General features: G+C 72.1%; 12 protein-coding genes. 4 read left to right on the top strand and 8 right to left on the bottom strand.

What is annotated here, in order from left to right:
* Position 1: 1 nt before the first annotated feature.
* The gene (locus ACFFR3_RS26545; protein ID WP_379484022.1) at positions 2-1,045 is read right to left on the bottom strand and encodes an ADP-ribosylglycohydrolase family protein; all 1,044 of its coding nucleotides are present in this window, start codon (positions 1,043-1,045) and stop codon (positions 2-4) included.
* A gap of 71 nt (positions 1,046-1,116) precedes the next feature.
* Here ACFFR3_RS26545 and ACFFR3_RS26540 point away from each other — a divergent pair, with 71 nt between their 5' ends.
* Entirely contained in the window at positions 1,117-3,039 is a 1,923-nt protein-coding gene (locus ACFFR3_RS26540) for a Xaa-Pro dipeptidyl-peptidase (RefSeq protein ID WP_345387565.1), read from the top strand.
* A 34-nt stretch (positions 3,040-3,073) separates the two neighbouring features.
* Here the strand turns inward: ACFFR3_RS26540 and ACFFR3_RS26535 are convergent, their stop codons facing one another.
* The 5 genes from ACFFR3_RS26535 to ACFFR3_RS26515 form a co-directional block, all read right to left on the bottom strand.
* Positions 3,074-5,116: a hypothetical protein gene (locus tag ACFFR3_RS26535; protein WP_379484021.1), complete on the bottom strand. Its 2,043-nt coding sequence runs from the start codon at positions 5,114-5,116 to the stop codon at positions 3,074-3,076.
* Between the two features lie 48 nt (positions 5,117-5,164).
* Positions 5,165-6,394: an FAD-dependent oxidoreductase gene (locus ACFFR3_RS26530; RefSeq protein WP_379484020.1), complete on the bottom strand. Its 1,230-nt coding sequence runs from the start codon at positions 6,392-6,394 to the stop codon at positions 5,165-5,167.
* Positions 6,391-7,137, bottom strand: coding sequence for a maleate cis-trans isomerase family protein (locus ACFFR3_RS26525; protein ID WP_355413268.1), 747 nt, complete (start codon positions 7,135-7,137; stop codon positions 6,391-6,393). Before ACFFR3_RS26525 ends, ACFFR3_RS26530 begins: the two co-directional genes overlap by 4 nt.
* A gap of 58 nt (positions 7,138-7,195) precedes the next feature.
* Complete coding sequence (locus ACFFR3_RS26520) at positions 7,196-7,408, bottom strand: hypothetical protein (RefSeq protein WP_364363484.1); 213 nt, start codon at positions 7,406-7,408, stop codon at positions 7,196-7,198.
* 774 nt (positions 7,409-8,182) lie between these two features.
* Positions 8,183-8,920: a hypothetical protein gene (locus tag ACFFR3_RS26515; protein ID WP_345387553.1), complete on the bottom strand. Its 738-nt coding sequence runs from the start codon at positions 8,918-8,920 to the stop codon at positions 8,183-8,185.
* A 224-nt stretch (positions 8,921-9,144) separates the two neighbouring features.
* On the opposite strand from ACFFR3_RS26515, the gene ACFFR3_RS26510 reads away from it, so the two are divergent.
* On the top strand, positions 9,145-10,401 hold the full coding sequence (locus ACFFR3_RS26510; protein WP_364363488.1) for a Scr1 family TA system antitoxin-like transcriptional regulator: 1,257 nt from the start codon (positions 9,145-9,147) through the stop codon (positions 10,399-10,401).
* A 233-nt stretch (positions 10,402-10,634) separates the two neighbouring features.
* A complete protein-coding gene (locus ACFFR3_RS26505; RefSeq protein WP_379484019.1) occupies positions 10,635-11,471 on the top strand; it encodes an SAM-dependent methyltransferase in 837 nt (278 codons plus the stop codon).
* Positions 11,472-11,536: 65 nt separating this feature from the next.
* Here the strand turns inward: ACFFR3_RS26505 and ACFFR3_RS26500 are convergent, their stop codons facing one another.
* Positions 11,537-12,355: a DUF4253 domain-containing protein gene (locus tag ACFFR3_RS26500; RefSeq protein ID WP_364363494.1), complete on the bottom strand. Its 819-nt coding sequence runs from the start codon at positions 12,353-12,355 to the stop codon at positions 11,537-11,539.
* Positions 12,356-12,466: 111 nt separating this feature from the next.
* On the opposite strand from ACFFR3_RS26500, the gene ACFFR3_RS26495 reads away from it, so the two are divergent.
* On the top strand, positions 12,467-13,045 hold the full coding sequence (locus ACFFR3_RS26495) for an HAD family hydrolase (protein WP_345387543.1): 579 nt from the start codon (positions 12,467-12,469) through the stop codon (positions 13,043-13,045).
* 157 nt (positions 13,046-13,202) lie between these two features.
* On the opposite strand, the gene ACFFR3_RS26490 is transcribed toward ACFFR3_RS26495, so the two are convergent.
* A complete protein-coding gene (locus tag ACFFR3_RS26490) occupies positions 13,203-14,336 on the bottom strand; it encodes a TIGR03118 family protein (protein ID WP_379484018.1) in 1,134 nt (377 codons plus the stop codon).
* Positions 14,337-14,414 lie beyond the last annotated feature (78 nt).

Here is a 14,414-nt window from a genome sequence, read left to right as displayed (position 1 = left end):
ATCACCCCGGGGTGGCGACGAGTTCGGCGGCCAGCCGTTCGATCGTCTCGCGGCCCTCCAGCGGAAGCAGCCAGGCGGCGGGCAGGGCGTCCCTGCCGTACAGGGCGCCGACGAGGTTTCCGCACACCGAGCCGGTCGAGTCGCTGTCGCCCGAGTGGTTGACCGACAGCAGCAGGGCGCGGTCCGCCTCGGGCTCGGCGAGGGCGCAGTAGACGCCGATGGCGAGCGCCTCCTCGGCCACCCATGCGCCGCCGAGCGACTCGATCGCCTCGGGGCCGGGCTGCCCCTTCGCGGCCAGCTCCATGGCGGCGTGGAGGGCGGCCGTGGTCTCCTCGTGGCCGGGGTAGGTGGCCAGGAGGGCGAGGGTGCGGCGGACGGCGGGCTCCAGCGCCTCGCTGGCCATGAGCTGCGCGATGATCGCCGCGAACGCCCCGGCGGCGAGGTACCCGGTGGGGTGCCCGTGCGTGATCTGCGCGCACACCGCCGACAGCTCGAACGCCTCCCGCACCGCCCGCTCCCCGCTGTCGGCGGGCGCCTGATGGGCGAGGGCGGCGAGGAGGCCGAAGGGGGCGGAGCGCATCACGGTGCCGCAGCCCTTGGAGTCGGGGTTCACCGGGCCGGGCTCGCCCCACGCGGCCGGGCCTGGGAAGGGCCGGTGCAGGCCGGACAGGCAGGCGTTGCCGGGGGCGCGCCGCGAGTACAGCCAGCCCTCCTCGCGCAGCAGTCCCGTGTGGTGCGGCAGGCTCGCCGGGGGCGGCGCCTTGTGGTCCTGCGTGTCCAGCCACCGCAGATAGGCCGCCCGTACGGCCTCCACGGCCGCGGAGCCACCGTCGGTCAGGAGGCCCTCGACGGTGAAGAGGGTCATCTGGGTGTCGTCGGTGATCAGGCCGGCCTTACCGCGCCAATCCGTGACGTAGTCGCTGACGCCCTCTTCCCCGTACGCCCTGCGGATCTCCCGCAGCGACTGGAACTCGATCGGCGCCCCCAGCGCGTCACCGATCGCGCCGCCCAGCAGGCAGCCCAGCACCCGATCCAGAACATTCATAGTCGGATCTTGCCACCTCTCAGGCCGTCTGAGACGGTGGCGTTTGTTGTCAAATGTCCCGGAGGTCACGCGTGTCACAATTACGCCCAGCCCTCTTCGCCGTCGCCCTCACCCTCGCGATCGCGACTCCGGCCCAGGCCGCCGCCGGCCCGGCCATCACCGTCAAGAACGGCCGGACGCAGCCGGTCTTCTCCTACGCGGACGCCGTCCGCGAGCACGTGTACGTCGAGTCGACCGTCGACAGCGACCTCGACGGCGCCCTCGACAAGGTCAGGGTGGACATCATCCGGCCCAAGGAGTCCGGCCCGGGGCTCAAGGTCCCGGTGATCATCGATGAGAGCCCGTACTACGACAACTCGGGCCGCGGCAACGAAGGCGAGCGGAAGGTCTACGACGCCGCCGGAAACGTCGTGAAATATCCGCTCTTCTACGACAACTACTTCGTCCCCCGCGGCTACGCCGTCCTCAACGTCGACATGCTCGGCACCACCAAGTCCGATGGCTGTCCCGACATCGGCGGCAAGGCCGACGTGCTGGGCGGCAAGGCCGTCATCGACTGGCTGAACGGCCGCGCCAAGGCGTTCTGGGCGGACGGCAGCCCCGCCGTGGCCGACTGGACGACCGGCAAGGCCGCCATGATCGGCAAGTCGTACGACGGCACCCTCGCCAACGCCGTCGCCGCGACCGGCGTGGACGGCCTGAAGACCATCGTGCCGATCTCGGCGATCAGCTCCTGGTACAAGTACCAGCGCTCGAACGGCGTGATCTACAACTACGACTACGCGTCCTGGCTGGCCAACTACGTCGACACCGACCCGGAGGACAAGTGCCGCCAGGTCCGCGACAAGATGGACGCCGAGGACGGCGACGACACGGGGAACTTCAACACGTTCTGGGCCGAGCGCGACTACATCAAGGGCCTGCTCGGCGACGTCTCCAAGGTCAAGGCGAGCGTCTTCGTCATCCACACGGTCAACGACCTCAACGTCAAGCCCGACAACTTCTCCGTCTGGTGGAAGGCGCTGGCCGACAGGAACGTGCCGCGCAAGATCTGGGTCGGCCAGACCCAGCACGTGGACCCGTTCGACTTCGAGGGCCGCAGGGACCTCTGGGTGGACACGCTGCACCGCTGGTTCGACCACTGGCTGCACGGCGTGCGCAACGGGATCACGAACGAGCCCCGCGCGGACGTCGAGGTGGCCCCGGCGAAGTGGATCACCCAGCGCGACTGGCCGGCGCCGTACGCGCTCAAGGTGCCGCTGCGCCCGTCGGCGGACGGCACGCTCGGGCTCAAGCCCGCCAAGCGCAACAGCACCGCCTCCTTCACCGACGTCCGCATGAGCGAGAACGACATGGTGGCCGACGTGGGCACGGCGAAGCCCGGCCGGGTCGCGTTCACCACGGGCCCGCTCCCGCTGAGCCTGCGCCTGTCCGGCACGCCCACCGCCGACCTGCGGGTCAAGCTGGACAAGCCGACCGCCAACCTGACCGCGCTCCTGGTGGACTTCGGCACCGACACCCGCGTCGACTGGCGGACGGGCCAGGGCATCACCACGCTCACCGAGGAGGACTGCCACGGCGAGAGCACCGCTGACGACGACGCCTGCTACCGCAAGGTCGTCACGAACGTGGCCACCCGCCCGCTGGAGATCGTCGCCCGCGGCTGGATCGACGTGCAGAACCGCGACTCGCTCAGCCAGGCGAAGCCGCTGACCCCCGGCACGTACGGCACGGTCAAGTGGCTGACGCTGCCGCAGGACTACACGTTCAAGAAGGGCCACCGCATCGGCCTGATCGTGGCAGGCACCGACGGCACCTACACCGGTGAGCAGGGCACCGGCGCCAACGTCACCCTCGACCTGACCAAGAGCAGCGTCAGCGTGCCGTTCGTGCTCGGGACGCCGCTCGCCGACGTGCCGAAGGACGCCACCACGTTCCGCGGCCCCGAGAAGCTGGACCTGCCGGAGCCCGAGCCCGGGTTCCACTTCTTCTAAGAAGTCCCTGGTAGGGGGCCCGGCCCCGGGCCTCCTACCCGCAGCTCGCGTCGGGGGAGGGCGTCCAGGTCACGTTCATGGTGAGCGTGCCGCTCGCGGTGGTGGTGCCGCCGGTGCGCTCGCCGTCGCCCTTCGCGGTGCCCGCCCACTTGACGGTGATCTTCCCGCGCCGTACGGCCGGTGCGGGGTCGCAGCTCTCCAGCCGGTCGGCGACGCGGAAGCGGGTGCCCGACACGGCGATGCCGGCGGTGCCGGCCGCGGAGACGACCTGGCAGCGGCCGGTGCACGCCAGCGCGAACGACCCGGTGCGCCGCTCGCCCAGCCACGCCGACGACGGCGACAGTTCGGCGACCGGCGCGGCCGGCTTCGGCAGCGCGCTCTTCCTCGGCACCGCCTTCAACCCGGACCCGGCGCTCTCCTCAGCCCCGCCTCCCGAAGCCTCCCGCCCGGACGTCTCTCGCCCGGACGTCTCTCGCCCGGACGTCTCTCGCCCGGACGCCTCCCGCTCTGACGCCTCCCGCTCTGACGCCTCCCGCTCGGCGGCGTCAGAACCGGACGCCTCGCGTGCCGGCTCGTCGGGCTGGGCGCTGCTCCGCGGCCCGCTCTCGGCCTCGCTCCCCGCTCCGGCCTGGGCGCCGGACGGCGCCTCGGGGTCGGCGCTGGACTGGGCGGCGGCCTTGGTGAGGGCCGGGGTGCCGGCCTGGCCGTTCATGATGGCCCAGATCAGCCCCACCGCCAGCAGCCCCACACCGAGGATCAGCGCCAGCCTGGCGACGGCCCTGATCGGGGTGCCCTGCTCGGGATCGTCGTCGGGCGGCTCACGCCAGTACTCCTGCCACTGCCCGCCGTCCCCGCCCCCCGGCGGCTGGACGAAGTTCGACACCGTGTTGGACGCCGTGTTGGACACCGTGTTGGACGCCGTGATCCCGCCGTAGCGGATGACCGGGGCGTCATGGGGCACGCCGTTGCTCTCGCCCTTGAGCGCGGTGCGGTAGACGAGCTTGTCGCCGGCCACGCCGCCGCGGAAGGCCCTGGTACGGCTCGGCGGCGTGAACGGATGCCGCCCCCGCACGGCCGGCGCCGCGATGGGTTCCTCGGGAGCCTCGTCCTCGGTGTCGTACTCCGCGTACGTGGGAGCCGCCAGCGGCATGGACATCGGCCGCGGAAGGGACTCCAGCGGCAGCCGCGCCGCGGGAATGGTCGGGGGCTCCTGGTCGGAGGCGGCCGCGCCCGCCTCCGACCAGGGCTTTCCCGGGGTCGCCGTCGTGGGGCCGGCGACCGGGGCGGACGGCATGGCGTCGGCGGCCGGTGGAGCCTGCGACGAGGAGGTCTCCACCAGTGTGCGGGCCTGCACAGGAAAGCCGTCGGCCCGCCAGAGTGGCCCCTCGCCGGGCAACGGCTGCGCCGACGCCAGCCGGTTGGGAAGTGTGCCGGGCAGTGTGGCGATGGGCAGCCGGCGCAGCAGCGCCGCCGCCGTCATCGTCCTGGGCGCGGCCCGGCAGGTCGCGCACGCTTGGATGTGCCGGCCGATCCTGGCCCTGGCCCGGCGGCCCGGCGCGGCGACCCACGCCTCCATCCGGGCGGTCAGGTCGGGGCAGCCGTCGGGGGAGCGGGCCGCGACGATCGCGGCGAACCACTCCTCCAGGCCGGACGCGGCCCTGGTGACGATGGCGTGCACCTCGGCCGCGGGCAGCTCGAAGATCGCGGCCAGCTCCGGGTCGGACAGGCCGTGCCGTACGGACAGGTCGAGCAGCTCCCGCTGGGGCCGCTCCAGGGACAGCAGGGCCTCGGGCAGCAGCTCCGACATGCGGCCTGGCCGCGACCACGAGCCGATGCTCGCCGGACTCGCCACGAACGCCCGGTGCGCGCGGGCCACCGCGTACAGCCAGGGGCGGCGCAGGGCCGGGTCCACCACGCGGTCCGCGTACAGGTGCGCCGTCATCGCGGCGCCGGCCACGGCCTGCTCGGCGTCGCCGGCGGCGAGCTCGGTGCGGCAGTAGTCGTAGAGCCGGGCTCCGTGCTTGTCGCACAGGTCACGAATGGCCTGGCGCGCGTCGTCTGACAGGGTTCGCCACATCCGGTGTCACCTCCTCCATTCGGTACGCGGTCGGGTGGTGTTCAAGCGTCAGGCCCTCCCCACGGCTCTCCGCACGGGCACCTGGTTCGGCACCTGGTTCGGCACCTGGTTCGGCACCGGGTTCGGCACAGGGTCGAGCAGCGAAGCCTGCGCCAGGTAGGCGCGGGTGGCGTCGGGGTCGCCGGCGATGGCGCGTAACCCGGCCATGGCCGCGGCGAGCCGGGCACTGTCACGTTCCCGTACGCCCGCGGGACGCGTCTCGCCGCGCGGGATCACTCGGTGCATCAGCACCGAGCGCCGCCGCCAGGCCCACGCCTCCAGCGCGGCGGCCGGGGCGTACCCGCCGATCACCGCCGCGATGACCTGGGCGGCCTCGGCTGCGTCGTGGATGCCGGCGTTCATGTTCAGCCCGCCGATGGTCGAGGTCAGGTGCGCCGCGTCGCCCACGAACAGCACCCGCCCGCACCGGTACGAGGTCAGCACCCTCCGGTTAAGCCCGAACCGGTCGGCCCCGGTGACCCTGATGGGCTCGGTGGCGCCCGGCAGGGACCGGCGGACCAGCAGCGACAGGTTCGACGGCGACAGCGGCTCGTACGCCTCGCAGGGGATCTTGAAGATGATCCGCCAGTGGTCGGGCAGCTTGAGCAGGGTGCACGACTGCTGCACGTCCCGTACGTACGTCAGCGGCGCCAGGCTCGGCAGCAGCCGGTCCAGCGGCGCCTCGGTGAAGACCCGCAGCGCCTGGGCCGGGCAGGCGGCCCGGGGGAACGGCAGCCCCAGCGCCCCGCGCACGCTGCTGTCGGCGCCGTCGGCGGCGATCATGTACCGGGCCCGCGTCCAGGTGTGGCCGACGCGGACCCGGACGCCCGTGCCGCCCTCGGCGACGCCGTCCACCTGCGCGCCGAAGCGTACGTCCACGTCGGGGTAGACGTTGAGCGCCTCCAGCAGCAGCGGCGTCAGCGCGCTCTGGTCGGCGTGGATCCTGAAGGGGTGCTTGGTCAGGCCGTCGAGCCGGTTCATGCCCATCTCGGCCAGCACGAGCCCCGCCCTGTCGCGCCACTGCACCCGGTCGACCACCCGGCCGCCGGCGACCAGCCTGGCGGCCACGCCGAGGTCGTCGAGCAGGTCGAGGGTGGCGGGGTGAAAGGTGCAGGCCCGGGGCTGCCTGGGCAGCTCGCTCTCGCGCTCCAGCACGGTGACCGGGATCCCGGCCCTGGCCAGGGAGAGCGCCGCGGTCAGGCCGGCCGGCCCGGCTCCGGCGACGATGACGCCGTTCATGCGCGGCCTCCCGTGTGCGCCACCCTCCGCGCGGCCGTCCTGCGGTGGGGGAGCGGGCTGAGCGTCACCTGACGGCCGAACGCCCTGGACAGCGCCCACCAGGCCAGGCAGAGGTTCGTGGTGAGCAGCCGCCGGTCGTTGCCGGTGGTCAGCGGCCCGAGCACGGGCAGCGTCGGCAGCCCTGTGCCGGTGAACAGCAGCGCCGCGTCATCGGGCGGCTCGGCCGACTCGACCTGGGAGATCAGCTCCTCGGGGGTGACCGCGTACGAGGAGTAGCCGTCGCCCGCGCGGATCTGCACGACCTGCGTGACGGTGACGCCGGCCGTCTTCCAGAACCGCTCGGCGAGATCGGTCACCCACGGCTCGTACGGCGAGACCAGCACGATGTCGCTCACGCCGAGATGGTCGAGCGCCTCGTGGGTGGCCAGCGTCGCCGAGGCGATCGGCAGCTTGGTCGCCGTGGTCAGCTCCGTGCACTGCCGGCGGTCCTCGTCGGGGCCCAGCAGGTAGCGCGGCTCTGTGCAGGCCATGACCAGCGCGTCCAGCCGCAGGCCGCCGAAGGCGCGCGCCATGGCGGGCAGCGCGGCGTTGTAGCTCTCCAGGCGGTCGGTCAGCGAGGGACGCGGACAGATGGGGAGGCGGGCGACGTACATGTCGGCACGCGAGCCGAACAGCCGGGTGAGTTCCGGCTCTGCGGAGGGGTTCTCCGGCGCGACGATCACGCCGACCCTGCCGCGGCTCATAGCGTGCCCCGGACGGTGCGCATGGTCTTCCTCCTGTGCGGGAAGGCGAGAGAAAGGGTCACGAGGCGCGGTGCCGGAGCGCCTGGTCGATCTCGGTGATGGCGTCGACGGACACCTGACGGATGCGGCGCAACCGGTGGGCGCTGCGCATCGTCGCCTGCGGGGGCGGAGCCGCCCTGTCCTCGTCGCCGTTGGGTGGCGGCGGGCCGGGCCTCACGCCTCGCGGGTGCACTTCATGGGGTTGTGACCTGCGCGTTTCGTCGGTGAGCATGATCGCTCCTGTCTATAGCGGGTGTCCTGAACGGTTGCGGGCTGAGTCGGGGGCCTCCGCGCGGGCGCGGCGCGTGGCCGCGTACCGGGAGGAAGGCCGCGCGTCGTGCGGCGAGGAGCCGGCGGGCGATCGCCGGCCCCTCTTCCGCCGCGCGCTGAGATCGACGTCCGGTCTCACGTCCCGACGCCACGGCGACCCGCACCAGCGCCGTGGCGGCGAGCAGAACGGCGGCCGGCGGAACGGTCACGGGCGCACACCCGGGCACCGCTGCCCGCCGGGACGGCCGGTCGATCGGCTCAGTGGCGCCCGCCCTGCCGATCGACCCGCCGAAGCCGGGTTGGAACAAGTTGAGCCGACCCCAGGCGCTACCCCTCGAGTTGGCCAGCACGCCAGCCGCTACCGCGCTGGCCAACAGCACCGAACCGACTGAGTCGGGCACGTGCCGCACGGTGCCGGGGGGGCGGGGAAGCGCCGGGGCCAGCGCTTTGCGCGCTGCCACCGTTCCCGCACTGAAGGCGGACGGGCCGGGCAGGCCGCGCGCGGCCCGCCACCTCCCGCCGCCGGATGGCAGCGCCGGCATTCCGGCGCCTGCGCTGACGCGCGTCGGCGCGGTGCCCGGAGGCACGCGTCCGGTGGACCGCTCGCCGGCGAACGGCGCGAGCGAGACGGGGAGGCACATCGCGGCTCCGATGCAGGGATCGGGCCGTCCTCCCCGCGGTCCTGGCCCTGGCGCGGCCGTGATGACCGCGGTCGCGCCCTGGCGGCTGGTGTTCGTCATCGGGCCGTCACCGCACTCTCGGCCACGTTCGGGACGCTGACGCAGACCATGCGCTCCGTCAGCCCGGCACGCTGTGCCGCCGATCGGGGCCCGGCCGTCCGCGTCCGTGCCGGTCCCGCACCACCGGCGACCGTACGCGCGACCTTCGAGGCCAGGACGAGGTGCTCACCGCAGCGCCTGGCCACCTTGGCCTCCAGACCGGCCACCTGGGCCAGCCTGAGCCGCATCGGCTCCAGCGACGACCGGCGTTCGAGCCCTTCGAGGTCGGCCAGCCGGGCCGGCCAGCGCAGCGCGTCGGCGCAGCGAGCCTCGACCTCGGCGGGCACGTCCGCCATCGGGAACCCGTCGTGACACAGCCGGGTGGCGAGCATGACGGCGGTGAACGCCGTCTGGTCGAAGTCGGCCAGCCGTCCCTTGAGGGCCGCGCCCAGCATCCTGACGCGGTGGCTCAGGCAGACCGCACTCCACCCGAGCAACAGCAGCCGTTCCGGTCCCGTCTCCGTGTGCCAGCCGGCCAGCCGCAGCTCGCGGGCCATCCGATGGTAGAAGCGCCAGCGGTGACGAGGGCTTTCCAGCCAGACCTGGAGACCGCCCAGCGGCAGGCCGGCGACCTGGACGTCGTCGCCCGCCTCTGGCCCGGTCACGCGGGCACAGATGCGGCGCACCGCCTCTTCCTGCCCGGCGGAGACCGGATCGTCCATGAACCGGGAACCGTCCCGATGCTCCATGGTCATGTCCGGCCACCTCCTTGCCCGGGGAATCTCTCCAGAACCCGTAGGCTGTTAAGCCACAGTTACCACGCGCTTCCGATAGTCCGCTTTCAAGGCGGGCTATGTCAACTGACAGTTTGCGAATATGTTGATACCCCATCGCGGGGCAGAGCTTGCCCGCATGGCAGGGGACACCGGGCCCCGCGTCCCTTACGCTGGAAAAGTTCACGGGCGGTAGGAGGTGTGCCGTGGCGAACTTCGCCGAACGGCTCGATCTCGCGCTGACCAAGCGCGGTTACACCGGCGCGCAGGTCGCCTCCGCCCTGACGGAGGCGGGCATCCCCATCACGCGCGCCTACGTCAGCCAGTTGCGCACGGGCAAGCAGACCAACCCGACGCTCCAGGTGCTGCGGGCGCTGGCCTCGTGCCTTCAGGTGAGCGTGGGCTGGCTGGTCGGCGACGACTACCTCGAGTCAGGGTCGGTCGAGGACCTCCAGCTGCGCGCCGCCACCATCGGCCTGTCCGCCTCAGGGCTGTCCGAGGGCTCGCTGGCCGTGCTGCGCGGCGTGGTCGAGATGGCGCGCAAGGCCGAGGGGCTGCCCGACGAGCCCGAGCCCACCGCCGAGATTCCCGAGGCGGTCGCGCCGTTGAGCGGGCCGCAGCGCAGGGCGCTCGGCAAGCGGCTGCACGGCCTGCGCGTCTCGGCCCGGCTCTCCGTCGAGCAGGTCGAGACCGCGATCGGCAAGGGCGCCGCGGCGATCCCCGCCATCGAGGAGGGCCGCATCGCGCCGGCCCCCATCACGGTCGAGCGCCTGCTGACCGTCTACGGCGTCTCGTCGCCGCCCATCCGCGAATACGTGCTGAGCCTGGCCAGGGGCGAGCGCGAGGCCGCCTGGTACGACGCCCAGTCGGTGCCCGTCTGGCTGGCCACCGGCTACGCGCTCGAACAGCGCGCCACCGTGATCCGCAGCTACCACCCCCAGTTCGTGCCGCCGCTGCTGCAGACCGAGGAGTACGCCAGGGCCGCGCTCACCGTCGCGGGCCCCGCCACGCTCGGCCAGCAGACGGTCGACGAGGCACTCGCCCTCGTCATGGCCCGCCAGGAGGCGCTGCCCCGCGACAGCGGCCTGGTGCTGTGGGCCGTCATCGACGAGAGCGTGCTGACCCGCTCGATCGTCGGGCAGCACGTGCAGCTCCGCCAGCTCGAGGTGCTCCTTGAGCACGCCAAGCGGCCCAACGTCTCGCTGCACGTGGTGCCGACGGACGACCCCGTCTACGTCCCGCGCACCGGCCCGTTCACGATCTGGCGCTTCGCCGAGGCGTTCGAGCCCGACATCGCCTGCGCCCACGGCATCGAGTCCGACCGGCTGACCGGCGACGCGGCCGAGGTCGAGGTCTACCACCAGGCGTTCACCAAGCTATCGGTGACGACCACCACCCGCGAAGAGACCTTCGAGGTGCTCAACCACCATCGCGAAAGGCTTTCGCGTTCGTTCGGGAAATGAGCCCCTTCCCGAACCATCGCGAAAGGCTTTCGCGTTCGTTCGGGAAATGAGCCCCTTCCCGCCCGCGAGATCATTTATGCCGGCGAGTGGTTAGTGACATATACCCAAAACTAATGGCTTTTCCGGTTGTCTTTCCCCGTGTGGCGAGGATCATATGGTCTGGGTCATCGAGTGGGGTCCGAAAGGATCATCTTTTCCCGAGATTGTGGGCGAGGGGAAAGGGGCAACACTCAATGCGTCAGCGTGCCATCCGAAATCTGGCGAAGCTGGAGCTGACCCAAGCGAGAGTCACCCGGATTCTCGACGCGGCCGCAGGTGGGAAGAACCACTTCACGGCCGATCTGGACGCCGTGCGGCGCTACGACCTGGCCGCCCCCGTCACCACGACGGCCGCCCGTGCCGTGCTGCGGTTCTTGTGCCGGGTGGTCCGTCACCTGGCCGTACGCGGTGTGGACCAGTTCGTGATCGTCGGCAGCGGGGTGCCCAGCGGGCTGCCCGCCGGCCGCCAGCTGCACGACGTCGCGCGCAAGGCGCTGCTCGACTCCGTGCCGCGCGTGGTCTATGTCGAGAACGATCCGATGGTGCTGGCCGGCGCGCGGGCCACCATCGAGCCCGTCACCGATCTCGTCCGCGTCGTCGAAGGCGACCTGCGCGAGATCGACGAGGTGCTCGACGACCGCGTCCTGCAGACGTTCCTCGATTGGGACCGGCCCATGGCCGTGTTACTGCTGTCGGCTTACAGCCTCAACGACGACGAATACTTCCATTACGTGATCAAACGCATTCGGCAGGTGGTTCCCGAGCGGAGTTATCTGTCGCTGGTGCAGACCACGTTCGACGCCATTCCCCCCGAGTTGCTGCCGGCCATTCACGACCTGCTGGCGATGACGCTGCCGGGGCACGCCGTACGCACCAGGGAGGAGGTCAAGGCGTTGCTCGAAGGGCTCGCACTGGTCGAGCCGGGGCTGGTGTGGGTCCCGGACTGGCGGCCCGACGGCTCCGACGGCTCCGACGACGTCTGCGATCCCGGCGCGTCCGGCACGTACGGGGCCGTGGTGCGCGTCCCCTGACGCGGACGACGGGGCCGGGACGGCAAGGACACCGGCCCCCGCGCGTCAGGGGCGCCCTTGAGCGCTCAGTCCCACCAGAACGACCAGGCGTGCCCGCCGATGATCTGCTCGGCGTACCCCTGCAGATCGCCAGGACCCTGCACCACGTTGTCCGGGCAGAACGTCCAGTGCTCGGCCGCGACGTGCAGCGCGTGCTCAGGATCGACCGGCGGCGCCGCGACACTCAGGTCGAGCGTGTTGAACCCGACGCTCACCACCCGCGCCCCGAAGCGGTCCTCCCAGCTGCGCACCACCGCCGCCATCGGCACCATCCACTCGTTGTGGTGCAGCGCCCCCTGCCAGCCCATGACGGCCAGCGCGTCCGCGCCGCGGCCCGCGGCGACCAGGCCGAGCGGCATCCCCTTCGCCGCCAGCTCGCCCGCCAGCCACGCCGCCACCGCCTCGGGATCGGCCCGCAGCACGCCGGGCGGGGCCGGACCAGGACAGATCGCGCCGTACGGCTCCAGTTCTTCGAGCGCGTCCGCCGGCATCTGCGCCACCCACTCCTCCCACACCTCGGCCATGAACCCGTCGGCGGTGAAGTGGTCGATCTGACGGGGATCGTCCGGCACGACCTGCCCGACCGCCCACGGCTGCGCCGACTCGTCCAGCAGCAGCGGCCATAACCCGCTGTGCGGGTGCCACTCGCGCAGCAGCGCCCAGTCGGCGCCGTTCGCCTGCTCGTCGCTCATCCAGAACGCCGGTCGCGGTGCCTCCCCCTGCCCGGTGTAGCCGGGATCCGGCCATACGACGTCGCCGGGAGGCAGCGCCACGGGCAGCCTCCTCCCCTTGCCGCCGTCGGCGAACAGCTGGCACAGCTCGCGTGGCAGCCGGTGATCGCTCATGCCCTACCGTTCCGATACCGAATCCTGTCTCGGAGATGGTAGTGCCGCGGGTCCCCTCAGCACCTGTGGCAGGGGGGACGGGGTTGCCCGCACCGGGCAGAATGGTGGGCTGTGATCCCCTACGACGCGGTTCTCACCGACTTCGACGGCGTGCTGCGCCACTTCGACCACGCCGCCCAGGCCGAGATCGAGGCCCGCTACGGGCTGCCGCTCACGAAGACGGCCTTCGACCCCGAGCTGATCCTGCCGGCCACGCTCGGCGAGCGCACCGAGGCCGAATGGGCCGAGTCGGTCGCCGTGGCGCTCGGGGGAGACGAGCGGGCCAGGCGGGCGGTGGCCGAGTTCGTGGAGATCAGGTTCTGGGTGGACGAGCAGGTCAGGGAGCTGCTGGCCCGGGTGCAGGAGCACGTGCCGGTGGTCATCGTGACCAACGCCATGGACACCCTGGAGTCGCATCTCGACCTGCTGGGTCTCACGTACTTCGCCGACGCCGTGGTCAGCAGCGCCAGGGTCGGCGTGGCCAAGCCCGACCGGCGCATCTACGAGATCGCCGCCGAGCTGGCCGGGGCGGCGCCCGAGCGCTGCCTGTTCGTGGACGACCGGCCGCAGAACGTCGAGGCCGCCGTGGCGCTCGGCATGACCGGCGTCCACTACCGCACCTTCACCGACCTGACCGCCGCCCTCACCTGACCGGCCGCGCGCGGTCCCGCGCTCGCGAGGGTTGCGGGCGTCTCCGGCGCGGCTCGCGCCGGCCGCGCCGGAGACCCCCCGACCGCCGCCCCCTCGCCCCTGTGGGCGAGCTGCGCTCCTCGCCGGGCTGGAGGGGACGGCGGCGGCTGAGCGCCGGTCAGTACCCGCCGTAGGGATTCTGGGAGGGGGGCCGGGTCGCTGGGGCGCTCGTCCTCTGGCCCGACGGCTTCGGCGCCGCGGCCGCCCCGTTCGAGCTGACCTTCGTGCCCTTCGGCGCGATCACGCCGATCAGGCCGTGCTTGGTGCCGTCGATGCCGGCGGAGAACCACAGGGCCTTCTCGCCGCCGGTGGCGGCGGTGCCCGGCTCGAGGTCCCAGAGCCCGGGCAGCACGATCTGCCTGCCACCGGAGTCGCGCAGGGCGCCGAGGTGCCGGCCCTGCCTGTACGCGTGCACCGTGCCGTCGCCGAAGTTGCCGACCAGCAGCGAGCCCGCGTACTCGCGGCCCCAGCCCTTGGGCGCGGCGGTCAGTCCCCAGGGGGCGTTGAGCCCGACCCGGGAGATGCGCCCGGTCAGCCGCCCGTTGGCGTTGAACCGGCTGACGAACCCCTTGCCGTTGCCGAAGACCGGCTTGCCGGTCGCCGGGTCACGCAGGGCGTAGGCGACCCAGATGTTGCCGTTGGCCACCGCCACGTTGTAGGCGTTGTAGCCCTTCGGCAGCGCCGAGTCCCTGAACTGCCAGCGCGCCAGCTTGACGCGCCGGAAGTCCTGGTCGAAGGCGTGGATGCGCCCACCGGCGAAGTCGGCCGCCAGCAGGAACGCCTCGTCCTCGGTCTGGACGAGCTCCAGCCCCTTGTAGTCGGCGCCGCGGGTGAAGGCCGCGATGATCGCGTTGGCCGGGTCGACCTCCGCGTTCCAGCCGCTGATGGCGCCGCTCGGGCTGGAGAAGATGAACGAGGCCGGCTTGCCCTTGACGGTGAAGCCCTGGCCGGGGTTGAACACCTGCCCGGTCGGGGCTCCGCCCGGGATCGCCACCTCGGTCTTCTCCTTCTTGCCCGTGCCGGAGTAGACGGTGGCGGTGCCGGTGCCGGTGTTCGAGACCCACAGAGTCTTGCCCATGGCCAGGCCCCACGGGTTGACGACCTTGGGGTCGGTGACAGGGGCTTTGCCCTTGACGTCCGACACAAGGCTGATGACGTCGAAACGCGTCCTGGTGGTGGCGTGTGCGGGAGTGGTGAGAGTCGCTCCCAGAACGACCGCAACAGCGCAGAGTGTGATGATGCGTGGCCGCATCCGGTGCCTCCTAATGAGCGCTTGTGACGCGAGGTACGCATGCGGGCGGGAGAAGGGTTCAGCCGTGGCCATAAATAG

This window comes from Nonomuraea salmonea, from assembly GCF_042428605.1.
GTDB classification, from domain to species: Bacteria; Actinomycetota; Actinomycetes; order Streptosporangiales; family Streptosporangiaceae; genus Nonomuraea; species Nonomuraea salmonea.
This window is presented reverse-complemented; position numbering and strand designations above follow the sequence as displayed.

Coding starts and splice junctions, on each gene's coding strand:
- ACFFR3_RS26545 (WP_379484022.1), bottom strand. CDS start 1,045: ATGAATGTTCTGGATCGGGTGCTGGGCTGCCTGCTGGGCGGCGCGATC.
- ACFFR3_RS26535 (WP_379484021.1), bottom strand. CDS start 5,116: ATGTGGCGAACCCTGTCAGACGACGCGCGCCAGGCCATTCGTGACCTG.
- ACFFR3_RS26530 (WP_379484020.1), bottom strand. CDS start 6,394: ATGAACGGCGTCATCGTCGCCGGAGCCGGGCCGGCCGGCCTGACCGCG.
- ACFFR3_RS26525 (WP_355413268.1), bottom strand. CDS start 7,137: ATGAGCCGCGGCAGGGTCGGCGTGATCGTCGCGCCGGAGAACCCCTCC.
- ACFFR3_RS26520 (WP_364363484.1), bottom strand. CDS start 7,408: ATGCTCACCGACGAAACGCGCAGGTCACAACCCCATGAAGTGCACCCG.
- ACFFR3_RS26515 (WP_345387553.1), bottom strand. CDS start 8,920: ATGACCATGGAGCATCGGGACGGTTCCCGGTTCATGGACGATCCGGTC.
- ACFFR3_RS26505 (WP_379484019.1), top strand. CDS start 10,635: ATGCGTCAGCGTGCCATCCGAAATCTGGCGAAGCTGGAGCTGACCCAA.
- ACFFR3_RS26500 (WP_364363494.1), bottom strand. CDS start 12,355: ATGAGCGATCACCGGCTGCCACGCGAGCTGTGCCAGCTGTTCGCCGAC.
- ACFFR3_RS26490 (WP_379484018.1), bottom strand. CDS start 14,336: ATGCGGCCACGCATCATCACACTCTGCGCTGTTGCGGTCGTTCTGGGA.